Origin of the sequence: Mesorhizobium sp. M1027 (genome assembly GCF_040318745.1) — a bacterium.
Classification (GTDB): domain Bacteria; phylum Pseudomonadota; class Alphaproteobacteria; order Rhizobiales; family Rhizobiaceae; genus Mesorhizobium.
Genome location: NZ_JAMYMW010000004.1, coordinates 150,681 through 176,687, shown reverse-complemented (window position 1 = coordinate 176,687; position 26,007 = coordinate 150,681). Strand labels below are relative to the sequence as shown.

23 protein-coding genes are annotated in these 26,007 nt (G+C 62.9%); 7 read left to right on the top strand and 16 right to left on the bottom strand.

The genetic code is table 11. The features are described 5' to 3' along the window. Positions 1–48: 48 nt before the first annotated feature. Positions 49–1,341: a cysteine desulfurase-like protein gene (locus tag NKH50_RS09960; RefSeq protein ID WP_352878315.1), complete on the top strand. Its 1,293-nt coding sequence runs from the start codon at positions 49–51 to the stop codon at positions 1,339–1,341. Here the strand turns inward: NKH50_RS09960 and NKH50_RS09955 are convergent. Next, the gene (locus tag NKH50_RS09955) at positions 1,272–2,144 is read right to left on the bottom strand and encodes an NAD(P)H-dependent oxidoreductase (RefSeq protein WP_254816395.1); all 873 of its coding nucleotides are present in this window, start codon (positions 2,142–2,144) and stop codon (positions 1,272–1,274) included. The two genes, NKH50_RS09960 and NKH50_RS09955, sit on opposite strands and share 70 nt — an antisense overlap. A 93-nt stretch (positions 2,145–2,237) precedes the next feature. Here NKH50_RS09955 and NKH50_RS09950 point away from each other — a divergent pair, with 93 nt between their 5' ends. Continuing rightward, positions 2,238–3,158 (top strand): LysR family transcriptional regulator, encoded by a 921-nt coding sequence (locus NKH50_RS09950; RefSeq protein WP_352878313.1) that lies wholly within the window; start codon positions 2,238–2,240, stop codon positions 3,156–3,158. Positions 3,159–3,180: 22 nt separating this feature from the next. Here the strand turns inward: NKH50_RS09950 and NKH50_RS09945 are convergent, their stop codons facing one another. The 6 genes from NKH50_RS09945 to NKH50_RS09920 form a co-directional block, all read right to left on the bottom strand. Continuing rightward, a complete protein-coding gene (locus tag NKH50_RS09945; protein ID WP_352565201.1) occupies positions 3,181–4,011 on the bottom strand; it encodes a dipeptide ABC transporter ATP-binding protein in 831 nt (276 codons plus the stop codon). After that, a complete protein-coding gene (locus NKH50_RS09940; protein ID WP_352878311.1) occupies positions 4,008–4,883 on the bottom strand; it encodes an ABC transporter ATP-binding protein in 876 nt (291 codons plus the stop codon). Before NKH50_RS09940 ends, NKH50_RS09945 begins: the two co-directional genes overlap by 4 nt. A gap of 4 nt (positions 4,884–4,887) precedes the next feature. Further along, positions 4,888–5,805 carry an ABC transporter permease subunit gene (locus NKH50_RS09935; RefSeq protein WP_023676823.1) on the bottom strand — a complete coding sequence of 306 codons (918 nt, stop codon included), beginning with the start codon at positions 5,803–5,805 and terminating at the stop codon, positions 4,888–4,890. Between the two features lies 1 nt (position 5,806). Then, positions 5,807–6,814, bottom strand: a complete 1,008-nt coding sequence (locus NKH50_RS09930; RefSeq protein ID WP_254816243.1) for an ABC transporter permease subunit — start codon at positions 6,812–6,814, stop codon at positions 5,807–5,809. A 58-nt stretch (positions 6,815–6,872) separates the two neighbouring features. Continuing rightward, positions 6,873–8,465 carry an ABC transporter substrate-binding protein gene (locus NKH50_RS09925; protein ID WP_254816244.1) on the bottom strand — a complete coding sequence of 531 codons (1,593 nt, stop codon included), beginning with the start codon at positions 8,463–8,465 and terminating at the stop codon, positions 6,873–6,875. Between the two features lie 94 nt (positions 8,466–8,559). Beyond that, positions 8,560–9,258 (bottom strand): hypothetical protein, encoded by a 699-nt coding sequence (locus NKH50_RS09920; protein ID WP_352702392.1) that lies wholly within the window; start codon positions 9,256–9,258, stop codon positions 8,560–8,562. Between the two features lie 16 nt (positions 9,259–9,274). Between NKH50_RS09920 and NKH50_RS09915 the strand changes: the two genes are divergently transcribed. Further along, positions 9,275–10,906, top strand: a complete 1,632-nt coding sequence (locus tag NKH50_RS09915) for a long-chain-fatty-acid--CoA ligase (RefSeq protein ID WP_352702394.1) — start codon at positions 9,275–9,277, stop codon at positions 10,904–10,906. Positions 10,907–10,992: 86 nt separating this feature from the next. Beyond that, on the top strand, positions 10,993–11,649 hold the full coding sequence (locus NKH50_RS09910) for a class I SAM-dependent methyltransferase (protein WP_352702548.1): 657 nt from the start codon (positions 10,993–10,995) through the stop codon (positions 11,647–11,649). On the opposite strand, the gene NKH50_RS09905 is transcribed toward NKH50_RS09910, so the two are convergent. Together NKH50_RS09905 and pgi are read right to left on the bottom strand one after the other, a co-directional pair. Beyond that, positions 11,621–12,355, bottom strand: a complete 735-nt coding sequence (locus tag NKH50_RS09905) for an HAD family hydrolase (RefSeq protein WP_352702396.1) — start codon at positions 12,353–12,355, stop codon at positions 11,621–11,623. The genes NKH50_RS09910 and NKH50_RS09905 overlap by 29 nt on opposite strands. A 5-nt stretch (positions 12,356–12,360) precedes the next feature. After that, on the bottom strand, positions 12,361–14,004 hold the full coding sequence (gene pgi, locus NKH50_RS09900; protein WP_352878307.1) for a glucose-6-phosphate isomerase: 1,644 nt from the start codon (positions 14,002–14,004) through the stop codon (positions 12,361–12,363). Between the two features lie 253 nt (positions 14,005–14,257). Here pgi and pdxR point away from each other — a divergent pair, with 253 nt between their 5' ends. Together pdxR and NKH50_RS09890 are read left to right on the top strand one after the other, a co-directional pair. Continuing rightward, the gene (pdxR, locus tag NKH50_RS09895; protein ID WP_352488079.1) at positions 14,258–15,751 is read left to right on the top strand and encodes a MocR-like pyridoxine biosynthesis transcription factor PdxR; all 1,494 of its coding nucleotides are present in this window, start codon (positions 14,258–14,260) and stop codon (positions 15,749–15,751) included. A 194-nt stretch (positions 15,752–15,945) separates the two neighbouring features. Next, positions 15,946–17,535, top strand: a complete 1,590-nt coding sequence (locus tag NKH50_RS09890; protein ID WP_352878304.1) for a trimethylamine methyltransferase family protein — start codon at positions 15,946–15,948, stop codon at positions 17,533–17,535. A gap of 4 nt (positions 17,536–17,539) precedes the next feature. Here NKH50_RS09890 and chrA read toward each other — a convergent pair whose 3' ends face one another. From chrA to NKH50_RS09865, 5 genes are all read right to left on the bottom strand, one after another. Next, positions 17,540–18,928 (bottom strand): chromate efflux transporter, encoded by a 1,389-nt coding sequence (chrA, locus tag NKH50_RS09885; protein WP_352488076.1) that lies wholly within the window; start codon positions 18,926–18,928, stop codon positions 17,540–17,542. Beyond that, positions 18,925–19,764, bottom strand: a complete 840-nt coding sequence (locus NKH50_RS09880; RefSeq protein WP_352488075.1) for a chromate resistance protein ChrB domain-containing protein — start codon at positions 19,762–19,764, stop codon at positions 18,925–18,927. The genes chrA and NKH50_RS09880 overlap by 4 nt, the downstream gene beginning before the upstream one ends. Positions 19,765–19,967: 203 nt before the next feature. Beyond that, positions 19,968–20,480 (bottom strand): hypothetical protein, encoded by a 513-nt coding sequence (locus tag NKH50_RS09875; RefSeq protein WP_352488074.1) that lies wholly within the window; start codon positions 20,478–20,480, stop codon positions 19,968–19,970. 14 nt (positions 20,481–20,494) lie between these two features. After that, entirely contained in the window at positions 20,495–22,300 is a 1,806-nt protein-coding gene (locus tag NKH50_RS09870) for an IlvD/Edd family dehydratase (RefSeq protein WP_352709038.1), read from the bottom strand. A gap of 232 nt (positions 22,301–22,532) precedes the next feature. Next, positions 22,533–23,717 (bottom strand): Mrp/NBP35 family ATP-binding protein, encoded by a 1,185-nt coding sequence (locus tag NKH50_RS09865; RefSeq protein ID WP_352488071.1) that lies wholly within the window; start codon positions 23,715–23,717, stop codon positions 22,533–22,535. Positions 23,718–23,913: 196 nt separating this feature from the next. Between NKH50_RS09865 and NKH50_RS09860 the strand changes: the two genes are divergently transcribed. Further along, positions 23,914–24,291, top strand: a complete 378-nt coding sequence (locus tag NKH50_RS09860; protein ID WP_352448526.1) for a VOC family protein — start codon at positions 23,914–23,916, stop codon at positions 24,289–24,291. A gap of 38 nt (positions 24,292–24,329) precedes the next feature. Here the strand turns inward: NKH50_RS09860 and NKH50_RS09855 are convergent, their stop codons facing one another. Further along, entirely contained in the window at positions 24,330–25,334 is a 1,005-nt protein-coding gene (locus NKH50_RS09855) for an inorganic phosphate transporter (RefSeq protein ID WP_352488068.1), read from the bottom strand. After that, positions 25,334–25,975 (bottom strand): DUF47 domain-containing protein, encoded by a 642-nt coding sequence (locus tag NKH50_RS09850; RefSeq protein ID WP_254816177.1) that lies wholly within the window; start codon positions 25,973–25,975, stop codon positions 25,334–25,336. Before NKH50_RS09850 ends, NKH50_RS09855 begins: the two co-directional genes overlap by 1 nt. Positions 25,976–26,007 lie beyond the last annotated feature (32 nt).

The window sequence follows — 26,007 nt, the reverse complement described above, 5'->3', positions numbered from 1 at the left end:
CCAATTCCCGAATATCAACTTCCGTTAGGCACTTCGCAGGAGACGAGCTTGAACCAGCATCAGATTTCGAAAACCGGCGATCCCGCAGCTTTCCCGGTCGACACGATCCGCGCCCTGTTTCCCGCCTTGCAGCAAGCCGGAGACTTCGTCTTCATGGACAATGCCGCGGGCGCGCAGATCCCGCAAAGCGTGCTCGATGCGGTCACCAACCATTTGGTCGCGCATAATGTGCAGCGCGGCGGCCGCTATGGCCGCAGCGTCACCGTCGATCAAGCAGTCGCCGGCGCGCGCGAAAGCGTGGCCTTGCTGATCAACGCTACCAACCCGGCGGAGATCTGCTTCGGCATGAACGCCACTTCGTTCATCCGCCTGATCAGCCTCGGCATCGGCCAGATGCTTTCCGAGCCCCCCAACGGGGAGCGTGACGAGATCGTCATCACCGACATGGATCACGACGCTAATATCGCGACGTGGCTGGCGCTGGCGCCCGCTGGCGCCAAGTTCAAATGGTGGCGGATGCGCGAGGACGGCAATCTGCATGTCGACGATTTGCGCCCGCTGGTCTCAGAGCGCACCCGGCTCGTCGCCTGCACGGTGACGGCGCATTCGATCGGCTCGATTGTCGACGTTGCTTCCGTGGCTGGGATTGCGCATGCGGCAGGCGCCGAAGTGTTCCTCGACTGCGTGCATTACGGCCCGCACGGGTTGATCGATGTGCAGGCCTGGGATTGCGATTATCTGGTCTGCTCCGGCTACAAGAATTTCTCGCCTCATATGGGCTTCCTGTGGGGCCGCTTCGAAACACTGAAGCGCTTGCCGACCTTCCGCGAGGATTTCATCCCCGACGAGCCGCCTTACAAAATCGAGGCCGGTACCTTCATCTACGAGAACGTCTCCGGCATGGATGCCGCGGTGCGCTATCTCGAGTCGATCGGCCGCAATTTTGCTCCAGCCAATAACCGGTCGCGACGCGACAACATCGTCGCCGGCATGAATGCCATCCGCGATTACGAGCAGGTGCTGGCGCGCGAAATGCTGGCGGTGCTCAAGGGTTGCGGCGCGACGATCTATGGTGTCGCCGACGAAGCACGCCTCAGCGAGCGCGTGCCGACTTTCTGTTTCAACATCGGCACGCTGTCGCCGCAGAGGATCGTCGAGGAAATGGCCGAGATGCAGATCGGCATTCGCGACGGCCATATGTATGCGCCGCGCCTGATGAAGCGGCTCAACCTCAGCATGGACAGCGGCGCCGTCCGCGCCTCCCTGGTGCATTACAATACGATTGAGGAAGTTCGGCGTTTCGGCGAGGCGCTGCGTACTGTCATCGCCCGGCTGTCCTGATCGGGCTGTCCGGCTGCGCTTGCGCCGTTCTGGTGGAGCGCAAAAGCGGTTGCACCCGGGCTCTCCAGGCCGGGGCGCAACTGCATGCTTGGGATCAGGTAATCGCCGCCATTCTGCTGCCGATAAGGAATGGGCCGGATTGTCTCGAGCGTCCGCATCCTTTCGCGCAGCCGCTCCGCGACAGGCTCGAAATCGGCCTCCCCAAAACGGTCCACTCTATAGACCACGAACGGCGGAAGCACGTCATAGCCCGGATAATAGAGAATCCCGTGATTGATCGGGAACAGCAGGTCGTCGATCGGGCCGTTGACGCCGCGGGCAGAATAATGCTCCTCCCAGCCGCCGGTGGTCACGATCAGCATTGCGCGCTTGCCGGCGAGCGTTCCCTCACCAAAGCGGTCACCCCACCGCTTGTCGCTGTGCTCGCCAACGCCATAGGCGAAGCCGTAGGCGTACACGCGATCGACCCAGCCCTTGAGGATCGCCGGCATGGCGTACCACCACAGCGGGAACTGGAGGATCAGGGTGTCGGCCCATAGCAGCTTGTCGATCTCGGCTTTGACGTCATCGGTCAGAGTGTTGGTCGCAAAAGCCTTTTTGGAGGCGCCGGCCGGCAGGAAGCGTGCTTCGGGCGGCCACGCCGGAAAGTCGGCACGGTCCACCTCGGCTTTCCAGCCGTCGGCATAGAGGTCCGACACCCGCACCTCGTGGCCTTGGGCCTCGAGTTCCCTGATGGCGACGTCACGCAGCGCGCCGTTGAGCGAACGCGGTTCAGGATGAGCAAAAACAAGCAGGACTTTCATGGGTCTACTCCGAAGAAGGACGATAGACACCAAAGGTAGCCAGCCGCGGGCTGATCCACTATATGTAGGAAATGTATAAGATTATGCCGAATAATGGATAGATCGGACGTCACTCTCGAGCGCATGCGCACCTTCGTTCGCGTCGCCGAGCGCGGCAGCCTCTCGGCGGTGGCGCGCGAACTCGGAGTTGGGCAGTCGACGGTCACACGGCATTTGCGAGAACTCGAGGAGGCCGTCGGAGTGCCCTTGCTCAGCAGGACCACCCGGCGTGTGACGATGACCGATGAAGGCAGCCGTTACTATGCCGACAGCGTCCAGATCCTGCGCCTCGTTGAGCAGGCCGGCGATGAGGCGCGGGGCACGCGCGGCGCGTCGGCCGGCACGATCCGGATATCCTGCACGGCGGCGCTCGGGGTCTTGCACGTCAGCCGGTTGATCTTCGCCTTTCAGGACCGCTATCCCGATATCGGCATCGATCTTAGCCTCACCGACGAGCGCATCGACCTTGTGCGGGAGGGCGTCGACATTGCGCTTCGCCTCGGTCCGCTCACCGACAGCTCGATGAAACTGCGGGCGCTCGGGCAATCCCGGCGTCTGCTGGTGGCGGCGCCGGCCTATCTGGCGGCGCGGGGCAGACCGGCTGTCCCGCAGGGTCTGCCTGCGCATGAAGGCATCCGGATGTCGAACATCGCGGGAAGCGACACGCTCACCCTGCAGGGGCCGGGCGGCGAGACCTTTGCGGTGCCCTTTGGCGGGCGATTTCGTGTGGACCATGGGCTTGCCGCGCGCGAAGCCCTTGTCACCGGACGCGGTATCGCACCCGCCCACCACTGGCTTGTCGACGATCTTCTGGCCGCCGGCCGGCTGGAAGTGGTCATGCCGGGCTATTTTCCGCCTCCCGTCCGGCTGAGCATGCTGATCGTTCCGGAGCGTGCGGGCATTGCCCGGGTGCGGCTGCTGGTCGACTTTCTCGTCGAGGAGATCTCCAGCATTCCGGGGATCGAGAAGCGGTAGCCGGCCGGCAAACCTCGCCGGATCAGGCGGCCTTCTTCTTCGCCAACCTTGCCTTGATGCTGGCGACGTCGGCACGCGGCGTAGCCGCGAACAGCGTCCTGGTGTAGCTGTGCTTGGGGTCGGCGAAGACCTCGTCGCGCGAGCCGTATTCGACCGCCTCGCCGAAATACATCACCATCACGTCGTCGGCGATGTAGCGCACCACCGACAGGTCGTGGCTGATGAAAACATAGGTCAGCTGAAACTCGTCCTGCAGGTCGGCGAGCAGGTTCAGCACCTGCGCCTGCACCGAAAGATCAAGTGCCGAGACCGGCTCGTCCAGCACCAGGAGGCTGGGGTTGAGCATCAGCGCGCGGGCGATGGCGATCCGCTGGCGCTGGCCGCCCGAAAACATATGCGGGTAGCGATTATAGTGCTCGGGGCCGAGACCGACCTTCTTCAGCATCTTCATGGCAAGATCGCGCCGCTCGTCGGCCGTGCTGTCGGTGTTGATGAGCAGCGGCTCGCCAAGCACGTCGCCGATCTTCTGGCGTGGATTGAGCGAACCATAGGGGTTCTGGAAGACGATCTGCACCTTGCGACGCATTTCCTTCGACAGGCCGTCCCTGGCGATGTCCACCTTCTTGCCGTCGATGAAAAGCTCGCCGGAGGTCGCCGGATCGATCAGGGTGATGATGCGGGCAAGTGTTGACTTGCCGCAGCCGCTCTCGCCGACGATGGCCAGCGTCTTGCCCTTGTTGACGCTGAACGAAACACCCTTGACCGCATGAACCGTACGGGAAGGGCGGAAAAGCCCGCCGCCGACATGATAGTCGCGAACGATGTTCTTGCCTTCGACTACCGTCACGCTCATGAGGCGGTTCCTCCTGCGGACCGGGCTGCGACTACAGATGGGGCCGGCTCGAACAACATGTCGGAAACAGTAGGCAACCGGTCGCCGACGGCGTTTTCCGGCAGCGCCGACAGGAGCGCGCGCGTGTAATTGCTCTTGGGGGATTCGAACAGCGACAGCACGTCGGCCTCTTCCATCTTGCGGCCCTTGTACTGGACGATGACACGGTCGGCGGTCTCGGCAACCACCCCCATATTGTGGGTGATCATGATCAGGCCCATGCCATATTTGGCCTGCAGGCCGACCAGCAGATCGAGGATCTGCTTCTGGATGGTGACGTCGAGGGCCGTGGTTGGCTCGTCGGCTATCAAAAGCTTCGGATTACAGGCGATGGCGATGGCAATCATGACGCGCTGGCACTGGCCGCCCGACATCTGATGCGGGAACGAGCCCAGCCGTTCCTCGGGGTCGGCGATGCCGACGAGCTTCATTAGTTCAATGGCGCGCGCCCGGCGCTGAGCGGGGTCCATGCCCATATGAAAACGCAGCACCTCCTCGATCTGGAAGCCGACGGTGAAGCATGGGTTGAGGCTGGCGACTGGTTCCTGGAAGATCATCGAAATGTCCTTGCCGACGATCTTGCGCCGCTCGGATGGGCCGAGCTCTAGCAGGTCGATGCCGTCGAAGGCCATGCGGTCGGCCCTCACCGTCGCCGTGTTGGGCAAGAGCCCCATCACCGCCAGCATCGCCACCGATTTTCCGGAACCGGATTCGCCGACGATCGCCAGCACCTCGCGCGGTTCGACCGACAGGTCGATGCCTTGTACCGCCATGAATGGTCCGGCGGCGGTGTCGAAGGAAACGGTCAGGTTCTTGATCTCGAGAAGAGGCATTGGATTATGACCTCTTCAGCTTGGGGTCGAAGGCATCGCGCAGGCCGTCGCCGATCAGATTGATTGCAAGCACAGTGATCAGGATGGCAAGGCCGGGGAAGGTCACCACCCAAGGCGCGCGCAGGATGAATTCGCGCGCCGAAGCGAGCATCGTGCCCCATTCCGGTGTCGGCGGCTGCGCACCGACACCGAGGAAGCCGAGCGCCGCAGCCTCGAGAATAGCGTTGGAGAAGGACAGCGTGGCCTGCACGATCAGCGGTGCCAGGCAGTTCGGCAAGATCGTCCTCACCATCAAGCGAAGATGACCGGCGCCGGCCACCTTGGCGGAGATCACATATTCGCGGTTCTTTTCGGCCATCACCGCGGCGCGGGTGAGACGTGCGAAATGCGGCTGCAGCACCAGTGCGATCGCCAACATGGCATTGAACAGGCCCGGGCCGAGGATCGCCACCAGCACCAGCGCCAGAAGCAGCGACGGGAAGGCCAGGATGATATCCATGATGCGCATGATCAGCGTGTCGACCCAGCCGCGGAAATAGCCTGCGAGCACGCCAAGCACGATGCCGCTGGTGAGTGAGAAGACGACGACCACCAGGCCGATGAACAGCGAAAAACGTGCCCCGAAGATCAACCGTGAAAGCATGTCGCGGCCGACGGCATCGGTGCCGAGCAGGAACATCGATTTGCCGCCTTCCTGCCAGGCAGGAGGCGCCAGCAGTGCATCGCGAAACTGCTCGTCGGGCGAATGCGGGGCGACGAACGGCGCAAAGATCGCCACCAGCACCAGCGCCGAAAACACCACAAGACCGATGACGGCCCCGGTGTTCATCGAGAAGTAATGCCAGAACTCGGCAAACGCCCTTTGCCTGCCGCCTGTCGGGATGGAGGCAGCGGTGGCTTCGGCGGCGGATTCGTCGGTCATCTCACTGCACCCGGATGCGCGGATTGATGACGGCGTAGAGCACGTCGACGATCAGGTTCACCGCCATGACGATCAGCGCGATGATCAGCAATCCGCTCTGCACGACGACATAGTCGCGCTTGCCGATGGCGTCGATCATCCATTTGCCGATGCCTGGCCAGGAAAAAATGGTTTCGGTCAGAATGGCGCCTGCCATCAACGTGCCGACCTGCAGTCCAATGGTGGTGACCACCGGGATCAGCGCGTTGCGAAAAGCATGCAGCCCGATGACACGGCGCGGCGCCAGGCCCTTGGCACGCGCGGTGCGGACATAGTCCTCGCCGAGCACCTCGAGCATCGCCGAGCGCGTCTGGCGCGCTATGACGGCGAGCGGGATCGTCGCCAGCACGATCGATGGCAGGATCAGATGGCTGACGGCGGATTTGAAAGCGCCGCTCCTGCCGGAGATCAAGCTGTCGATGAGCATGAACCCGGTCGTCGGCCTGAAGAAATACTGCAGGCCGATGCGGCCGGAAACCGGCGTCCAGCCGAGATAGCCGGAGAAGAAGATAATGAGCAGCAGCCCCCACCAGAAGATCGGCATCGAATAGCCGGTCAGCGCGACACCCATCGTCGCCTGGTCGAACCAGGAGCCCCGCTTGACCGCAGCGAAAATGCCGGCAGGGATGCCAAGCAGGATGGCGATGATCAACGCCACCGTCGCCAGTTCCAGCGTGGCCGGAAACAGCGCCTGGAATTCGCCGAGCACTGGCCGCTTGGTGGCAATGGATATGCCGAAATCGCCGGTGAGGACCCTGCCGATATATTCCAGGTATTGGATGACATAGGGCCGGTTGTAGCCAAACTGCTCGATGAGCTGGGCGTAGCGTTCGGGGCTGACGCCGCGCTCGCCGGCCAGGGCCAGGATGGGATCGCCGGGCAGAAGCCGGACGAAAGCGAACGCCGCCAGCGATATGCCGAACACGGTCGGGATGATCAAAGCGAGCTTGTGGAGGAGATAACGGAGCATCTTGCTTCATAGAACGGCGGCGCGGGAAGTCCAGCGCCGCCGTTCAATTTCTCAGGACTTATTCGGTGACGTCGACGCCGTCAAACCGATGAATGCCGAGCGGGTCCATAACGAAGCCCGACACCTTCTTGTTCATCGGCATGAAGACCTTGGAGTGGGCGATGGTCAGCCACGGAGCCTCACGCTTGAACACCACCTGAGCTTCCTCGTAGATCTTGGTGCGCTCGGCGACGTCCGTCGTTGCCTTGCCTTTTTTCAGCAAGGCTTCGAATTCCTGGTTGCACCAGATCGCATAATTGGACTGGCCGATGGCATCGCAACCGAGCAGGAAAAAGAAGTTGTCCGGATCGCCATTGTCACCGGTCCAGCCCAGTTGGAAGGCGCCGTCGCGATCCTTGGCTTTGCCGCGCTGGCGATACTCAGTCCATTCGTAGCTGACGATCTCCGCCTTGACGCCGACGGCGGCATAGTCGGCCTGGATCAACTCGGCGACGCGCTGGGCGTTCGGGTTGTAGGGGCGGCTGACCGGCATAGCCCAGATCTTCATCGACAGATCCTTGACGCCGGCGTCGGCCAGCATCTTCTTGGCCGCCTCTGGATCATAGGGATCGTCCTTGATGTCCTTGTTATAGGACCACATGGTCGGCGGGATCGGGTTGATGGCCGGCGTGCCGGCACCCTGATAGACCGCGTCGATGATTGCCTTCTTGTTCACCGCCATGTTGAGGGCCTTGCGGACCTCGACCTTATCGAAGGGCGGCTGCGTTGTGTTATAGGCCATGTAGCCGATATTCAGGCCTTCCTGCTCATCGACCTTGAGGTTCGTGTCGGCCTGCAGTCCGGCAATGTCGGCTGGCGCCGGGTACGACATGATATCGCATTCGCCCGCCTTCAGCTTCTGCGCGCGCACGGCGGGATCGGGCGTGATGGCGAAGATCAGATCGTCGATCTTCTGGCGGCCGCCATAGTAGCCGTCCCATGCCGCGTAGCGGATGACCGCGTCGACCTGGTAGTCGACGAACTGGAACGGACCGGTGCCGACCGGCTTCTGGGTGAACTGCTGCCTGGTGCCGGCCTTGTCGAGCTGGTCGGCATACTCTTTGGAAACGATCGAGGCGAAATCCATGCCGAGGTCCGGCAGGAACGCGACTTCAGGCTTGTTCAGCACGAATTTCACCGTCAGGTCGTCGACCTTGACGATTTCCTTCAGGAGATCGGGGAAGCCCATGCCGGTGAAATATTCCCAGCCGGTGCCTTCCAGATAGCTGTACCACGGGCTTTCTTTCTTCCACTGGCGTTCGAAGGAAAAGATCACGTCGTCGGCGTTGAGGTCGCGCGTCGGCGTGAAATAATCGGTCGTCTGGAATTTCACACCCGGGCGAAGCTTGAAGGTGTATTCGAGACCGTCGTCGGAAACCGTCCAGCTCTCTGCCAGGCCGGGCGAGATGGTGGTCTTGCCATGCTCGAACTCGACCAGGCGCGAATAGATGGTGCGCGACGAGGCGTCGAAGTCGTTGCCGCCGCTCCATGGCGACGGGTCGAAGCCGGCCGGCGAAGCCTCCGAGCAATAGACCAGTTGTTTTGCATTGGCCATGCCGCCGAGGACGCTTGCAGCCAGCAACGCGGCTGCAAAAGTCAGTTTCTTTTTCATTGAGCACTCCCTGATGTTCTTCCAAGCCCCTCTATCAGGCTCGCGAAGGCCGCATATAAGCACCGTTTTTCTAGCTTTGGAACTGCTTGTTTGCCTAACCCACGGGAAGCAGAAAAAAATTCCGGCACGCGGCAAATTGTGGAAAAAACGAGCCGAATCCGCAGATCACGACATTATTAGCGACTTCAATTTTTTGTTGATCGGCGATGCCGCCAATTGTGGGAATCGAGCCTTTCGGTTCAAGAGACCCGCGTCCGAAAACCGGTCGCGGCCGAGAGGTTTGACGGCAAGTCTTACCGCACTCCTGGTGGCGAAGGCTTGCATGGCCGCCGCTTGTGGCAATACATAGATAGATGGGCAGCGTGCCGAATTTTCCCGGGTTTCGGGCATTGCGGCAAGCGTTGGGATATCTTTGTTGATCAGGGCGGTGGTGGCGCGCAAGCATGCCGAAACAATAAGAACGATTGAGGGAGCGACAGGTGGCAAAACCGGCAAAGACAACCAGCGCGGCGAAAGCAAAGGCCGAGGCAACATCGAAAGCAGTCAAGTCAAAAGCGGCCGACGCCAAGCCGGCGGCTACCGCGAAGGCAAGCGCGAAGCCGGCGGCGAAGACCACGGCTGGAACGGCTGCTAAACCGGCAACCCGCAAGACGGCGCCTGCTGCAAAGTCTGCCGCCAAGCCGGCGGCGAAGGCAGTGCCGACAGCGCCCCGACCGTCGGCAGGTCCGGCCAAGAGATTACCAAAGGCGATCACGTCGCTGGCCGCCGGCCTGCCGGAAAAACCGTGGCTCAAGAGTTATCCAAAGATCGTGCCGGCCGAGATCGGCGCTCTGCCCTCCAGCTCGATCGGCGACTTTCTCGTCACCGTGTGCAAGCAATTTGCGAATCGGCCGGCCTTCGTCTGCATGGGCAAATCGATCACCTATGCCGACCTCGAGCGACAGTCGGCCGCCTTCGGCGCCTATCTGCAATCAACGGGGCTGCAGAAGGGCGCGCGCGTCGCACTGATGATGCCGAATGTGCTGCAATATCCGGTGGCGATCATGGCAGTGCTTCGCGCCGGCTATGTCGTGGTCAACATCAATCCGCTCTACACGCCGCGCGAGCTGGAGCACCAGCTCAAGGATTCCGGCGCTCAAGCCATTGTCATCCTCGAAAATTTCGCCTGTACCCTGCAGACGGTGATCGCCAGGACCGCAGTCACGCATATCGTGGTCGCCTCGATGGGCGACATGCTAGGCGGGCTCAAGGGACCAATCGTCAACTTCGTTGTACGCCGCGTCAAGAAGATGGTGCCGGCATGGTCGCTGCCCGGCCATGTCAAATTCAGCGCCGCGCTGAAGGCAGGCGCCGGCATGGCCTTCAGGCCCGCAAAGGTCGCGGCCGACGACATCGCCTTCCTGCAATACACAGGCGGCACGACCGGCATCTCCAAGGGCGCGATGCTTTTGCACAGCAACATTTTGGCGAATGTCGCGCAGAACGCGCTGTGGGCTGAAGACGCCTTTACCGTCAAGCCTAAGCCGGCGCATCTGAACTTCCTCTGCGCGCTGCCGCTCTATCACATTTTTGCGCTGACGGCGAACGTGCTGGTAGGCATGCAGCAAGGCGCGCAGAATGTCCTCATCCCTAATCCGCGCGACATTCCCGGCTTCGTCAAAGAGCTGCAGAAATACCCTATCCACATCTTTCCGGGCCTCAACACGCTGTTCAATGCGCTGCTCAACAATGAGGATTTTCGCAAGCTCGACTTCAAGCCGCTGATCCTGACGCTGGGTGGCGGCATGCCGGTGCAGAGGCCGATCGCCGAACGCTGGAAGGCGCTGACCGGCTGCCCGATCAGCGAGGCCTACGGGCTTACCGAAACCTCGCCGGGGACAACCATCAACAAATTCAGCGACGGCGTCTACACCGGCACGATCGGCCTGCCGCTGCCCTCGACCGAGATCGCCATCCGCGACGACGACGGCAACAATTTGCCGCTCGGCGAAGTCGGCGAAATCTGCATCCGCGGACCGCAGGTGATGGCCGGCTACTGGAACCGGCCGGACGAGACCGCCAAGGTGATGACAGAGGACGGCTTCTTCAAATCGGGCGACATGGGCTTCATGAACGAGGGCGGCTACACCAAGATCGTCGACCGCAAGAAGGACATGATCCTGGTTTCCGGCTTCAACGTCTATCCGAACGAACTCGAGGAAGTGGTGGCGCAGCATCCGGGGGTACTCGAAGTGGCGGCGATCGGCGTGCCGGACGAGCATTCGGGTGAAGTGCCGAAGCTGTTCGTCGTCAGGAAGGACCCGGGGCTGACCGCCGAAGCGCTGGCGGCTTATTGCAAAGAGAACCTGACCGGCTACAAACGCCCAAGGCATATCGAGTTCCGCACCGAGCTGCCCAAGACACCGGTCGGCAAGATCCTGCGACGGGCGTTGCGGGGCTAAGGCGCAGCTTGAGCGATTGCATCGCCGGCACCAACGTGGTGGGCATAGGTTCGCGCCCAGACCCGGCAGAGTTCATCCGGGCGAACATGCGGATCGCGGCAGTACCTGCGATTCCCGAAATTCGGCTTTACACCGCCCATCCGGGAAGCGGGCTCAGGCGGCTTGTCGAGTGGAACCAACACGCGACCGAAGAGGACGGACCTGAACCGGAGCCACCGTATTGGGCCTATATCTGGGCCGGCGGCGCGGTGCTCGCCCGCTATATATTCGACCGGCCGGAGACCGTGGCCGGCCGTCGCGTGCTCGACCTCGGCGCCGGCTCGGGCCTCGTCGGCATCGCAGCGGCAAAAGCCGGCGCAAGCGCGGTGATCGCGGCCGAGATCGACCGCAACGGTGTGGTTGCGCTCGGCCTCAATGCCGCGGCGAACGGCGTTGCGATTGCGACGATCGGCGAGGACATCACCGGCGGTCCGCCGCCACCGGTGGATGTCGTGGTGGTCGGCGACCTGTTTTACGCCCATGATCTTGCCGGCCGGGTCGTCCCCTTCCTCGACCGCTGCCTCGCTGCCGGCATGGAGGTGCTGGTCGGCGATCCGGGCCGCGCCTATCTGCCCCGCTCGCGGCTTCGCCTGCTTGCCGAATACGAGGTGCCGGATGTCGGCGAAGGCAGGAATGCGGCGATGAAACCGAGCGGCGTGTTCTCGTTCGGACAGTTTAGCTGCGAGTCAAGACCGTCTCGCTGACTCGGGCCGCAAGAAAATCAGGCAGATCGGCAACTGAATCGAGGATGACGTCGGCGATCTGCGACAGCGATTCCCGCGTGCCGGTGCCGGACAGCACGCCGATCGCCAGGCCACAGCCGCCGGCCCGCGCCATCTCCAGATCGTGGCGATTGTCGCCGACCATTGCGATCGTCGCCGGCCTGAGCCCTGTCAGATCCGAGAAGGCAAGGATCGTATCCGGCGCCGGTTTTGGATTGGCCACCGCATCGTAACCATAGGCGGCGTCGAAAAGCTGCGCGACGCCGAGAGTGACCAAGGTCTTTTCCGCGCCGCTGGTCGAGTCGTTGGTGGCGACGCCAAGCCGGTAGGATTTTCTGTGAAGCAGGCCAAGCGTCTCGACCACACCCGGCAGCGCCACCGCCATTGCCGATCCCTGCGCCGAAGTGATGGCGTTGAAGCGGGCGACGGCAAGCATCTGGTCCTCGTCTGACAGCCGTGGAAACCACAGCTCGACGACGTCCATGTTGGTCCCCGAGGCAAAAATCGAATCCGGCTTGAAGCGCTTGCTGGCGAAGTCGAAGCCCGCCGCCGCAAGCAGCCTGTCTGCTTTCCAGCGATCGCCTTCGGCCGCATCCATCGCCATGAAGTCGGCGATGCCCAGCCATGTCGCGTTGAAATCTACGAGCGTGCCGTCCTTGTCGAACAATATTCCCTTGATGTCCGCCAAGCTTTTCACTCCGGGCCGCGCAAGCGGTGAATGTATTCCACCAGTCCGGCAGTCGAGGCGTCCCGCTTTGCGGCGTTCTCCTTGCCTTCAACGACGGGCAGCAGCCCGGTCGCCAGTTCCTTGCCGAGTTCGACGCCCCATTGATCGAAGGAGTTGATGTTGAACAGCGTGCCTTCGACGAAGACGCGGTGCTCGTAGAGCGCAATCAGCCGTCCGAACGTGTGGGGGTCGAGCTTTCTGTAGAGGATCGTCACGGAGGGGCGGTCGCCGGAGAAGACGCGGTGCGGAGCAATCCTGTCGACATCAGCCGGCTTCATGCCTTTCGCCAGCATCTGTGCGCTGGCTTCCTCCAGCGTGCGGCCCTTCATGAAGGCTTCCGACTGCGCCAGGCAATTGGCAAGCAGAAGGTCGTGGTGATGCTTCAGTTCCGGCTCGTGGCCTACGGCAGCGGCGAGGAATTCGACCGGAATGAAATCGGTGCCCTGATGCAGAAGCTGGAAGAAGGCGTGCTGGCCATTGGTGCCGGGCTCACCCCAGACCAGCGGGCCGGTCGGCGTCGTCACAGCGCCGCCGTCCAGGGTGACGCTCTTGCCGTTCGATTCCATGTCGAGCTGCTGCAGATAGGCCGGGAGCCTGGACAGACGCTGATCGTAAGGGATGACGGCGCGAGCGGGGTATTTGCAGATCACGCGGTGCCACCAGCCGATCAGCCCCATCAGCGCCGGCAGGTTCCTCGCCAGCGGCGCGGTGCGGAAGTGCTCGTCCATTTCATGGGCGCCTTCGAGAAAGGCGCGAAAATTCCGCGGGCCGACGGCGATCATCACCGGCAGACCGATCGCACCCCAGACGGAATAGCGGCCGCCGACCCAGTCCCAGAAGCCGAAGACGCGATCGGGCGCGATGCCGAATTTGGCGACCAGGTCGAGCGCCGTCGAGACGGCGGCGAAATGCTTGCCGACCGCTTCCTTGCCGAGCGCCTTCTCGACCCATCCGCGCGCCGTCTCGGCATTGGTCATCGTCTCGACCGTGGTGAAGGTCTTGGAGGCGATGATGAACAGGGTGGTTTCGGCGGAAAGACCCTTCAGCGTGTCATGGATGTGGGCACCGTCGATATTGGACACGTAATGCGCGCGCGGCCCGTCGTGATAGGGCGCCAGCGCCAGCGTCGCCATGGCCGGGCCGAGATCGGAGCCGCCGATGCCGATGTTGACGATGTCGGTGATCTTCTTGCCGGTCGCGCCGGCCGCCTTGCCGGAACGCACCGCGTCCGCGAAGGCACCCATCGCGTCGAGTACGGCAAGGACTTCCACCTTCACGTCCTGGCCGTCGAGCACGATGCCCTTGCCGGTCAGGTTGCGCAGCGCCGTGTGCAGCACGGCGCGGCCTTCGGTGACGTTGATCTTCTTGCCAGCAAACATCGCATCGCGCCGGCCTTCGAGGTCGGCGGCCTCAGCCAGCTTCTCCAGCAACTCCATCGTCCGCGCATCGACCGCGCATTTCGACCAGTCGAGCAGCAGGTCGCCGTCACTGGCGGAGAATTTCTCGAAGCGCTGCGGATCGGCGGCGAAAGCCTCGCGCATCGAGCCCGATTTGGCCGCACGATGATCGCGCAATGCGTCGAGCTGCTTTTGAAAGGACGGTTGATCCACTGCCTCGCTCCGGTTCTTGAGGTGCATCTTATCAGGCCGGATGTTTCCGGCGCGTGTCGTCGCGGCAAACTATCGGGTCGAATTCCATCTGTTTCAATGCGCAGCGATGCCGCAGCGCAGCGTGGGCCGACGCAAAGGATCACTGGCATAAATCCCAGCGATCAGAAAAATTGATTGGCGCAACACCTTGTGCCACCGGTACATTCGACTGGTCCAGCCAAGTGAAAAAAGCTGGCCATCGAGGAACATCCCCATGCCACAGCGAAACGACACGGCCATATGGTCCGGCCTGTTCCGGATTTCGGCGGAATCCGGTCAGACCCTGCAGGCGCAGATCCGTCAGGCGATCGTCGCCGCAATCCTCGACCGGCAGATCGCGGCTTCCATGCCGCTTCCGTCCTGCCGGATTCTTGCCGAAAAACTCGGTGTGGCGCGCGGCACCGTGGTGCTGGCCTTCCAGCAGCTGGTCGACCAGGGCTTCCTGGTGGCGCGCGAGCGCCGCGGCCATTTCGTCAATCCCGAAGTGCTGGCGACGCCGGCCAAGCCGCACCAAAAGGCGCCCGACCAGGCCAACGAGATCGACTGGAAGGCGCGCCGGCAGATCGCAGCGAGCGACATGCCACCGCCGGCCAAGCACGACAACTGGATCAAGTCGTCCTACCCCTTCGTCTATGGCCAGTTCGACCCGGCGCTGTTCCCGACCGCCGAATGGCGCGAGTGCAACCGCATGGCGCTGGCGGTGCTCGAAATCCGCAACTGGGCGTCCGACATGGTCGACCGCGACGATCCGCTCCTGATCGAGCAGATCCAGGCACGGCTGCTGCCGCGACGCGGCATCTTCGCCAATCCGGACGAGATCATCGTGACGCTGGGGGCGCAGAACGCGCTCTACATGCTGGCGACCCTGTTGATGACCAAGGGCTCGAAGGTGGCGATGGAGGACCCGGGCTATCCCGATGCACGTTCGATCTTCCGGCTGGCCGGTGCCGACATCCAGCCGGTTCCGGTCGACCACTCCGGCATCGTAACCTCGGCCATTCCCAATGATTCCGGCTTCGTCTTCGTCACGCCCAGCCACCATTGCCCGACCATGGTGCCGCTGTCGGCAGAGCGGCGGCAGGATCTTTTGGCGCGCGCCAACCGGCACAACCAGATAATCATCGAGGACGGCTATGACAGTCAGCTCCTGGACGAGGCGCCGCAGCAGGCGCTGAAGAGCCTCGATCGCTCCGGCCGCGTCGTCTATGTCGGCTCGATGTCGAAGACGCTGGCTCCCGGCCTCAGGCTCGGTTACATCGTCGCCTCGGCCGGGCTGATCTCCGAGCTTCGGGCGCTGCGCCGCTTCATGCTGCGCCATCCGCCGGCGAACAACCAGCGCGCCGTCGCGTTGTTCCTGTCGCTCGGCCATCACGAAGCGCTGGTGCGGCGGCTGTCGAGTGCCTTCGACGAGAGGCGCAAGCGTCTGGTCCATGCGATTTCCGCCTTCCTGCCGGAATGGCGCTCGACCGATTCGGCCGGCGGCACGTCGCTCTGGCTCGAGGGGCCGCGCGGCACCGATTCGCGTGGACTGGCGGAGGCCGCAGCCTCGCGCAGCGTCATCATCGAGCCCGGCGACCGCTTCTTCGATCGCACCGAAAAGCCTTCGCGTTTCATGCGCTTGGGCATTTCCTCGATCGCGTTGCAGCACATCGAGCCCGGCATCCGCGAACTGGCGACGGCAGCTGGGCGCAGGCCGGCAGCGGCTTGATCTCCCTTCCCCGACCGGATCCTGGCGCATGTAGTGCGGCTCCGGTTCTTTAGCTCCTTGGCATATGCGACGGGACCGGCTGGCACATAGGCTGTGCCAATGCCGGCGGCATAGTCGCTGTATACAGGGGACGAAGCAGGCCGATGGTGGACCAACCGCCGCGCCCGCTCCGCAGCTAAAGTTGGAGTGCCTTCATGCCAATGGCCCATGAGAAGCAGGACGTGTCCGCAGACCAGCGTTCGCGGCGGTCCGGCGGGCGCGAGGCGCGCCGCGCCATGCGGGCGGCACCGCTCGCCGACGACGTCAAGCCGGTGCGCGCCGGCCTCGAAGGCGGAAGCTACAGCCCGCTCAGCGGCAATGATTGCGAACGTATCCACGAGGCCGTGCTTACCCTTCTGGAGACAGTCGGTTTCGCCAATGCGATCCCCTCCTGCATCGAGGCACTGACCAAGGCCGGCGCGACCCTCAGTGAGGACGGCCGCCTGCGCTTTCCTCGCGGCCTTGTGCTCGACACCATCAAGAAAGCGGTGCGGCATTTCACCCTGCACGGCCAGGATCCGAAGCATGACATGGTGATCCAGGGCAAGCGCGTGCATTACGGCACGGCTGGTGCTGCGGTGCATCTCGTCGATGTCGAAAAGCGTGAGTACCGCGAGTCGCTGCTGCAGGACATTTACGATGCCGCGCGCCTGGTCGAAGGGCTCGACAACATCCATTTCTTCCAGCGGCCGATGGTGCCGCGCGACATTCCCGACCCGCTCGAAATGGATTTCAACACGCTCTACGCCTGCGTTATGGGCACGTCGAAGCATGTCGGTACCTCGTTTACCGTGCGCGAGAACGTCAAGCCGGCGCTCGACATGCTCTATGCGATCGCGGGCGGCGAAGAGAATTTTCGCGCGCGGCCCTTCGTCTCCAATTCGAACTGCTTCGTAGTACCACCGATGAAGTTTGCCGAGGACGCCTGTGGCGTTCTCGAAGCCTGCGTCGAGGGCGGCATTCCGATCCTGCTGCTGTCGGCAGGCCAGGCGGGTGCGACGGCGCCGGCGGCGATTGCCGGCGCCGTGGTGCAGGCGGTCGCCGAAGTGCTCGTCGGCCTCATCTACGTCAACGCCATCAAGCCAGGCCATCCGGCGATTTTCGGTACCTGGCCGTTTGTCTCGGATCTCCGGACCGGCGCCATGTCGGGCGGTTCGGCCGAGCAGGCGGTATTGACCGCGGCCTGCGCGCAGATGGCGCAATTTTACGACCTGCCGGGCGGTTCGGCCGCCGGCATGACAGATTCGAAACTGCCTGACATTCAGTCCGGCTACGAAAAGGGCATAACCGACGTGATGGCCGGTCTTGCAGGCCTCAACCTGGTTTACGAATCGGCCGGCATGCACGCCTCGCTGCTCGGCTTTTGCCTTGAGAGCCTGATCATCGACAACGACATGCTCGGCCACTGCCTGCGCTGCGTGCGCGGCATCGAAGTGACGGACGAGTCGCTGTCGATCGACACCATTGCCGATGTCTGCCTGAAGGGCCCGGGCCATTATCTCGGCAACGAGCAGACGCTGCGGCTGATGCAGACCGAATATTTCTATCCGGCCGTCGGCGACCGCTTTTCGCCGAAGGAATGGAATGAGAAAGGCAGGCCCGACATCTTGCAGCGGGCGATCATCGAGAAGAACCGCGTGCTTGCCGAACGCTTCCCGCGCCACGTGCCGAAGCCGGTCGACGACAAATTGCGCGCCCGCTTCGGCGATATGATCAAGCTGCCGCGCGGCAGAATGGGCGGCTGACGCTCTATCCGCTTGCCGCCAGCAACAAGACACCGGCCAGCGCCGATCCGGCAAGCGTCGGCAGCATGCCGATCTTCAGCTTCAGAATGGCGATCATCGAGGCACAGGAAAGCAGCGCCGCGCGCCAGTCTATCGATGAAAGCACCGGCACGTCCATTCCAAGCCCGACATTGCGCACTTCGCCGAAGATGACGTGCAAGCCGAACCATAGAGCGAGATTCATGATAACGCCGACGACGGCGGCGGTGATTGCGCCGAGCGCCGCCGACAACGCCTTATTGCCGCGCAGCGCTTCGATGTAGGGCGCGCCAAGAAATATCCACAAGAAGCACGGCGTAAATGTCGCCCACAATGTGAGCAATGCCCCAAGCGCGCCGGCGAGCAGCGGAGTAACCGCACCGGAGTGGCGGAAGGCGGCAACGTAACCGACGAACTGCAATACCAGGATCAGCGGGCCGGGCGTGGTTTCGGCAAGCCCAAGGCCGTCGACCATTTCACCCGGTGCGAGCCAGCCGAAGGACTCGACCGCTGCCTGCGCGACATAGGCAAGCACGGCGTAGGCGCCGCCAAAGGTGACGACCGCCATGACACTGAAGAAGCCACCGATTTGCGTCCAAACGCTGGCAGGGCCGGTGACAGCCCAGACCAGCAGAACAGGCCCCAGCCAGATCGGCAGCCAGATCGCTAAAGTGCGCGGCGCGTGCCATCGCGTCGGCCTGACGTGGGTCAGTTCGCCGCGCTCGAACATCAGATCGACCGCGCCCTTTATGTCGGGAACATCGCCCTTGCCATGCGAAGCGCCGGAAAAAAATGCCGGCGCACTACGGTTGCCGATCCAGCCTGCCAGGCCGGCAAGCAGCACGATCAGCGGAAACGGCACGTTCAACGCGTAGATGGCGATGAAGGCGGCGAGTGCGATCGACACCATGACCGGGTTTTTCAGCGCGCGTCTGCCGATCCGGATCACCGCCTCGATGACAATGGCGAGCACGGTCGCCTTGACTCCGAAAAACAGCGCCGCGACGAGTGGTACATCGCCGTAGAGCGCATAGAGGCTGCTCAGGACGAACATGACAAGCGCGCCCGGCACGACGAAGAGAATGCCGGCAACAAGGCCGCCGACCGTTTTGTGCAGCAACCAGCCGATATAGATGGCGAGCTGCTGGGCCTCGGGGCCAGGCAGCAGCATGCAGTAGTTCAACGCATGCAGGAAACGCCGTTCGCCGATCCAGCGCCGTTCCTCGACCAGTTCCTTGTGCATGAGCGCGATCTGCCCGGCCGGGCCGCCAAAGCTGAGCACCCCGATTTTCGCCCAGACCTTCACGGCCTGCCGGAAGCTCGGCACAACCGGCTCCTGGATCTCCGCCGGCTTTTTCGACAGGACGGCGCTCACGATGGTTTGCCTGCGCCGAGACTGACGGCGCCGGCCGCCGGCCAGTTATGCGTCTCCTCGGTGGCATCGCGGCACCAGCGGAAGAACGCATCGTAAAGCAGCATGCCGGCCTCGAGCTGCTCCAGATCGTCGCGAAACATCCGCGACAGGCCAAGCGAGGCGGCCAGGAACCCGGCCGCCTGCGGAACAAGATCGAGGCTCGCAGTATCGGCAGCGCGTATGATCGTGGCCAGGCGATCGAGCGCTTCGGATCTAAGCCCGAACTCCTCGATCATGGTGTCGAAAGTGCAGCGTTCTCCGCGGTGGCTCCAGAACACGTTCTCGATGTCGAAAGGCACGGCCTGAAAGCGATCGGCGACGGCCGCCACTTCGGCCGGCTCGACGAAGAGAAAGACCGCGTGAGGATCGATGAAGCGCCGGATCAGCCAGGGGCAGGCGATGCGATCGACCTTCGGGCGCGTACGCGTCACCCAAACGGTGCGGCCCTTGGCATCGGCCGGCGGTATCTTGTCGGCGTGAACGAGAAGGCCCTTGGCATCGCGCCATGCTTCAAACCCCCCGTCGAGCGACTCGGCGGCAGTGCCCTCGTACCGCAGCCACGCGACTACGCCTTGCGAGAGCTTTTTTCCCTGCTGGCAGACGACGGTCACTTGCCTGCCGGCGAAGTCGGCAGCCCAGTTCGAGACACTCCTGAAATCACGCCGATCCGACCCCGGCAGCAGGCGCGGATCGGCGTTGTAGTCATCATCGATGCGGACGTCGATGATTGCGGGTGCACCCGGCAGCCCAATCAGACGGGACAGTTGCGATACGGTGATAGCGGTTGTTGACGGCATGGCGTCCACCTCCTTGAAAGAGAAGCTTGGACGCGAACGTTGGGCTGACGCCTCACGGGGTCGTCGCGATGCACCCCTTGCGATGATCGTGGATTTGTCACGCCCGCTTGTCAAGCATTCTGCCTGATCTTGATACGTCCAGCTTGCCGGACGCCCGATAAAAAGCGGAACAGCCGAGACGAAATTCCTGCTGCAGGCGATCCTCACTCCTGCTCGATCGACTTGGCGCACTCGTTGAGCAGCACCAGCGCTTCGGCAAGACCTTCGGTGCGAAAGACCAGCGGCTGTTCGACACCCGTCACCCGCACGGTCATCGATCCGGCGCCGGCGATGGCCTTCTGCTCGTCCGTCGTCAGCGCATGGTCGAAGTCGACGATGTAGTCGACCGTGGTCATCGCGGTCATTTCCAGCGGCGTGTCGCCGTTGCCAAGTTGCAGCGTCGCGGTGACGGGCATGTCGTCCTTGACGGCACCCGGCCACAGGAACACGCGCATGACAATTCCCGTCCAGTCGCGCGTGCGCCCGAAATTCAGGCCGTTATAGGGCGTGGCGGCGAATTCAACCGGATCGCGGTTGGACGCGTTGCACCAGCGCCCAGCGACCGCAACCGTCCAGCCATTGGCCGTTACCGGAAATTCGGTGGCTGAAGCGACGAACGGCAACAACGAAGCAGCCGGTAAAAGAGCTGTACGCAGCAGTTTTCCCGGCCGCCTCATGCGACGGATCCTGGTCAGTGATTGTCCCTCGGTACGCCGCTCGTATGAGCCACATCCTGGTATTTCACCGCCGGCTTCAGCACCATGCCTTCGGAAAACTGATCGACCATGCCGCGCTGGATTTCCTGCCACGGCGTCTGGTGCTTCGGATAGTGATAGCCGCCATTGTTTTGCAGGTCGGCGCGGCGCCGTGTGATCTCGTCGTCGCTGACGAGGATGTCGGCGGTACCTTTGCGCAGGTCGATGCGGACGCGGTCGCCGGTCTTCAGCAGCGCCAGGCCGCCGCCGATGGCGGCTTCCGGCGAGGCGTTGAGGATCGATGGCGAGCCCGACGTCCCCGACTGGCGACCGTCGCCGATACAGGCCAGCGCGTGGATGCCCTTTTTGATCAGATAGGCAGGCGGCTGCATGTTGACGACTTCGGCGCCGCCGGGATAGCCGATCGGGCCGGCGCCACGCATAAACAGGATGGTGTGCTCGTCGATGCCCTGTGCCGGGTCGTCGATGCGGGCGTGATAGTCCTCGGGGCCGTCGAAGACCATGGCGTTGCCCTCGAAGGCTTCGGGGTCCTTCGGGTTCGACAGATAGCGCTCGCGGAATTCGGGCGAGATGCCGCTGGTCTTCATGATCGCCGAATCGAACAGATTGCCCTTGAGGTTGATGAAGCCGGCATTGGCTTTCAGCGGCTCGGCAACCGTGCGGATGACGTCGAGGTTCTCGTTGACGGCGCCGCTGCAATTGTCGCCGATGGTCTTGCCGTTAGCTGTCATGGCTTCCGGATAGGGCAGCAGGCCGCCCTTCATCAGTTCGGCGACCACGGCCGGCACGCCGCCGGCATGGTGATAGTCCTCGCCGAGATATTCGCCCGTCGGCTGCAGATTGACGATGAGCGGTATGTTGAGGCCGACCTTCTGCCAATCGTCATTGTCGAGCGGCACGCCGAGATGGCGGGCGATGGCGTTGAGGTGGATCGGCGCATTGGTCGAGCCGCCGATCGCCGAGTTGACGACGATGGCGTTCTCGAAGGCCTTACGGGTCATGATGTCGGAGGGCTTCAAATCCTCATGCACCATGTCGACGATGCGCTTTCCGGTCTCGTAGGCGATCTGGCCGCGTTCGCGATAGGGGGCGGGGATAGCGGCCGAGCCCGGCAATTGCATGCCGAGCGCCTCGGCCAGCGAATTCATCGTGGTGGCGGTACCCATCGTGTTGCAATAGCCGGTCGACGGCGCCGAGGAGGCAACGATATCCATGAACTCGTCATAGCCAATCTCGCCGGCCGACAGGCGCTGGCGCGATTCCCAGACGATAGTGCCGGAGCCGGTGCGCTTGCCCTTGTGCCAGCCGTTGAGCATCGGGCCGACCGAAAGCGCGATAGCCGGAATGTTGACGGTGGCCGCGGCCATCAGCATGGCCGGCGTCGTCTTGTCGCAGCCGATGGTGAGCACCACGCCGTCGAGCGGATAGCCGTAGAGCACCTCCACCAGGCTGAGATAGGCAAGGTTGCGATCAAGTGCAGCAGTCGGCCGCTTGCCGGTCTCCTGGATCGGGTGGCAAGGGAACTCGAAAGGAATGCCACCCATCGAGACGATGCCTTCGCGCACGCGCTTGGCCAGTTCGATGTGATGGCGGTTGCAGGGCGACAGGTCCGAGCCGGTCTGGGCGATGCCGATCAGCGGCTTGCCGGACATCAGTTCGGCCCGCGTCAGCCCGTAATTCAGGTAACGTTCCAGATAGAGTGCCGTCATGCCCGGATTGTCGGGATTGTCGAACCACTCCTGCGAGCGAAATTTTTTCTTGTGGGTGGGGGCGCCTGCCATCGTGGTCTCCGTATTTGTATGACAAATCGATATGACAACGCGCGGGAGCAGGCAAGGGGCACGCGCCATCCGAATCCGCTCTTTGGTACGAAAGACATACATCCGCCTCCGCGCTAGACGGGATCGTGGTTTGTCAGTCCGCCATCCCGGAAAAGTTGGAGCGTGTCGCCGCGGCCCCCCGGCCCTACGGGCCACCCTCCCCTCAAGGGTCTACTTGGGGAGGACATCCGTATCACTCGAATACGATGCTCGGCACTGCAGCCTCGGCCGCGCCGCGCTCTTCATTGACGCGGTCCCAGACCTTGGCGGCGATGTCGCGGTAGATTTTCGCCTCGGCGCCATCGGGTTTCGAGACCACCACCGGCGTGCCGGCATCGGAGCTTTCGCGGATGCCCATCTCGAGCGGCACTTCGCCAAGGAAGGTGACGCCGAGACGCTCGGCCTCGCGGCGCGCGCCGCCATGGCCGAAGATGTCGTAGCGTTTTCCCGTATCGGGGGCGAGAAAATAGCTCATGTTTTCGACTATACCCAATAGCGGCACGTCGACCTTTCTGAACATGTTGAGGCCTTTGCGCGCATCGATCAGGGCCAGGTCCTGCGGCGTCGAGACAATGACGGCGCCAGCCAGCGGCACCTGTTGGGCCATGGTCAGCTGGGCGTCGCCGGTGCCGGGCGGCATGTCGACGACGAGCACATCAAGCGGTCCCCATTCGACCTCGCGCAGCATCTGCGTCAATGCCGACATCACCATCGGCCCGCGCCAGATCATCGGCGTCTCCTCATCGACGAGGAAGCCCATCGACATGACCTTGAGGCCATAGTTCTGCATCGGCTTCAGGATCTTGCCGTCGACGGTCTGCGGCCTGCCACGAATGTTGAGCAGACGCGGCATGGAAGGGCCATAAATATCGGCATCGAGCACACCGACCCGCAGCCCGTTGGCGGCAAGCCCAAGGGCGATATTGACGGCGGTGGTCGACTTGCCGACGCCGCCCTTGCCGGAAGCGACGGCGATGATCGCCTCGATGCCGGGTACGCCGCGCTTGCCGTGGCTGTGCGAGGCGGGCGCCTGCGGCGCGGGACGCGCAGGTGCGGCCGGCGGAGCGGGCCTCTGAGCCGGTCTTTGCGGAACCGGCGCCTCCATGCCACCGCCCTTCTTTTCAGCCGTCAGCGCGACCACGGCGCCGGCAACACCGGGAATCGCCTTGACGACGCGCTCGGCCGCCGCACGCAGCGGTTCCATCTCCTGGGCACGGGCAGCGGGAACGGTGATCGAAAAGAACACCTTGGCATCGGCAATGAAAATCTCGGAAACCAGGCCGAGGTCGACGATATTGCCGGTGAAATCCGGCCCATTGACCGTCTTCAGGCGCTCGATAACGATTTCCTTGGTCACGTTTTCATTGGCGGCGGGCATGAGTTCTTTCCTCTACTTTTCCGCTCCAGATAATGCAGTTCCGGAACAGAACCAAGCAATGGACCAACAGTTGCAGCAGCGTATCAGGGAGGCGGCGACCATATGACGGCATTTCCAGTGGGAGTGGCCGTCGCCAAATCGTCAACGCAGCCTATTTCAATGGACAGGGAATGACCGCCAGGGAAGGAGACGAACCATGCTCGCAAACAGCAACGCAACGGCCAATCTCGCTGTGAAGGACCTGGCCAAGGCCAGGGCTTTCTACGAAGGGGTGCTCGGCCTGAAAGAGGTGCACAATGAAGGTGGCGAACTGATCGTCTATAAAAGCGGCGATACCAGCATCAACGTCTACCGTTCGAACTTCGCTGGAACCAACAAGGCGACAGCTGTGACCTGGACGGTCGGCGATGAACTCGGCAAGATCGTTGAGGCATTGAAATCGAAGGGCGTGACCTTCGAGCATTACGACATGCCAGGCCTGACGCTGGAGGGTGACGTTCATGTCGGTCAGGGCATGAAGGTCGCATGGTTCAAGGATCCGGACGGCAACATCCTGAACCTTGTGGATAGGTAGATACGGCGCATCGCCTGCCGCGCAGTGCTACGGTGCTGTCACCTTGCCAGGCCGAGCGCAAGGTAGGTGAGAGCCGCGATCGCCGCGGTTGCCGGCAGGGTGACGATCCATGCCACCACGATGTTGCCGGCAATGCCCCAGCGAACGGCGGAGACGCGGCGGGCGGCGCCGACGCCGATGATGGCGCCGGTGATCGTATGGGTAGTCGATACCGGAATACCGAGCCAGGTGGCGGCAAACAGCGTGATCGCTCCGCCGGTCTCGGCGCAGAAACCCTGCATCGGGTTCAGCCGGGTGATCTTCGAGCCCATTGTGTGGACGATACGCCAGCCGCCGAGCAACGTGCCCAGCGCCAGCGCCGACTGACAGGTGATGACGACCCACAGCGGCACGTAAAAATGCGCGCCGAGCATGCCTTGCGAATAGAGCAGCACGGCGATGATGCCCATGGTCTTCTGCGCGTCGTTGCCGCCATGGCCGAGCGAATAGAGCGAGGCGGAAAAGAACTGCATGACGCGGAAGGTGCTGTCGACGGCGAATGGTGTCTGCCGCAGGAACAGCCAGGAGACCGCGAGGATCAAGACGAGCGCCAGCAGAAAGCCTGCCGCCGGCGATAGCACGATGGCCGCCGTGGTCTTGCCCAACCCGGCCCAGACGATGGCGCCGGTGCCTGCCTTGGCAACGCCGGCGCCGACCAAACCGCCGATCAGCGCGTGCGAGCTGCTGGACGGGATGCCGACGAGCCAGGTGACGATATTCCAGACGATGGCGCCGACAAGTGCTGCGAAGATCACTGCCGGCGTGACGATGCTGGCGTCGATGATGCCGGTTCCCAGCGTCTCCGCCACGTGAAGACCGAAGAACATGAAGGCGATGAAATTGAAGAAAGCCGCCCAGAACACCGCATAATGCGGCCGCAGCACCCGGGTGGAGACGATGGTGGCGATCGAGTTGGCGGCATCATGCAGGCCGTTGAGGAAATCGAAGAACAGCGCGACGACGACAAGGCCGACCAGCACGGGAAAGGCTATTGCGGCTTCCACTATACGTTCTCGATGACGATGCCGCTGATTTCGTTGGCGACGTCCTCGAAGCGGTCGACCACCTTTTCCAGTTGGCCGTAAATCTCGCTGCCGATCAGATAGGCCATCGGGTCGCTGCGGCCGTGCCGCTTGAACAGGTCCTTCAGGCCTTGCTCGTGCAGGTCATCGGCTCGGCCTTCGGCGCGCATGACTTCCTCGGCGATGGCATTGAGGCGCACCGTATGCGCCCCGACCTTGCCGAGCAGCGGGATCGCCTCGGCCACCAACTTGGCGGCCTCGACGATGACGCCCCCCATTTCCTGCATCAGCGGGTCGAATTCCTTCTTTTCGAACAGCCTTACCGTCTTGACGGTCTTGTGCATCATGTCGATGGCATCATCCATCGACTGGATCAGGTCCTTGATGTCGCCGCGATCGAAGGGCGTGATAAAGGAGCGGCGCACGGCCAGCAGCACTTCCGCCGTGATCTGGTCGGCTTCGTCCTCGAGATCGATGATCGTCTGACACCAGCGGTCGATGTCGTTGCCCTGCAAAAGCTGCTGCAGTGCCTCGGCGCCGCCGACCACGGTGCGGGAATGCCGCTCGAACAGGTCGAAGAAGCGATCTTCGCGCGGCAAAAGCTTGCGGAACCAGCCCAGCATGTTCGGTCTCCCGTCGTGTCCAGTCCACGACC

Bases quoted from the DNA above. Each gene is read 5' to 3' on its own strand.
- NKH50_RS09955 (WP_254816395.1), bottom strand. From the start codon at position 2,144: ATGAAAGTCCTGCTTGTTTTTGCTCATCCTGAACCGCGTTCGCTCAAC.
- NKH50_RS09950 (WP_352878313.1), top strand. From the start codon at position 2,238: ATGGATAGATCGGACGTCACTCTCGAGCGCATGCGCACCTTCGTTCGC.
- NKH50_RS09945 (WP_352565201.1), bottom strand. From the start codon at position 4,011: ATGAGCGTGACGGTAGTCGAAGGCAAGAACATCGTTCGCGACTATCAT.
- NKH50_RS09940 (WP_352878311.1), bottom strand. From the start codon at position 4,883: ATGCCTCTTCTCGAGATCAAGAACCTGACCGTTTCCTTCGACACCGCC.
- NKH50_RS09935 (WP_023676823.1), bottom strand. From the start codon at position 5,805: ATGACCGACGAATCCGCCGCCGAAGCCACCGCTGCCTCCATCCCGACA.
- NKH50_RS09930 (WP_254816243.1), bottom strand. From the start codon at position 6,814: ATGCTCCGTTATCTCCTCCACAAGCTCGCTTTGATCATCCCGACCGTG.
- NKH50_RS09925 (WP_254816244.1), bottom strand. From the start codon at position 8,465: ATGAAAAAGAAACTGACTTTTGCAGCCGCGTTGCTGGCTGCAAGCGTC.
- NKH50_RS09910 (WP_352702548.1), top strand. From the start codon at position 10,993: ATGCGGATCGCGGCAGTACCTGCGATTCCCGAAATTCGGCTTTACACC.
- pdxR (WP_352488079.1), top strand. From the start codon at position 14,258: ATGCCACAGCGAAACGACACGGCCATATGGTCCGGCCTGTTCCGGATT.
- NKH50_RS09890 (WP_352878304.1), top strand. From the start codon at position 15,946: ATGCCAATGGCCCATGAGAAGCAGGACGTGTCCGCAGACCAGCGTTCG.
- NKH50_RS09880 (WP_352488075.1), bottom strand. From the start codon at position 19,764: ATGCCGTCAACAACCGCTATCACCGTATCGCAACTGTCCCGTCTGATT.
- NKH50_RS09875 (WP_352488074.1), bottom strand. From the start codon at position 20,480: ATGAGGCGGCCGGGAAAACTGCTGCGTACAGCTCTTTTACCGGCTGCT.
- NKH50_RS09870 (WP_352709038.1), bottom strand. From the start codon at position 22,300: ATGGCAGGCGCCCCCACCCACAAGAAAAAATTTCGCTCGCAGGAGTGG.
- NKH50_RS09865 (WP_352488071.1), bottom strand. From the start codon at position 23,717: ATGCCCGCCGCCAATGAAAACGTGACCAAGGAAATCGTTATCGAGCGC.
- NKH50_RS09860 (WP_352448526.1), top strand. From the start codon at position 23,914: ATGCTCGCAAACAGCAACGCAACGGCCAATCTCGCTGTGAAGGACCTG.
- NKH50_RS09850 (WP_254816177.1), bottom strand. From the start codon at position 25,975: ATGCTGGGCTGGTTCCGCAAGCTTTTGCCGCGCGAAGATCGCTTCTTC.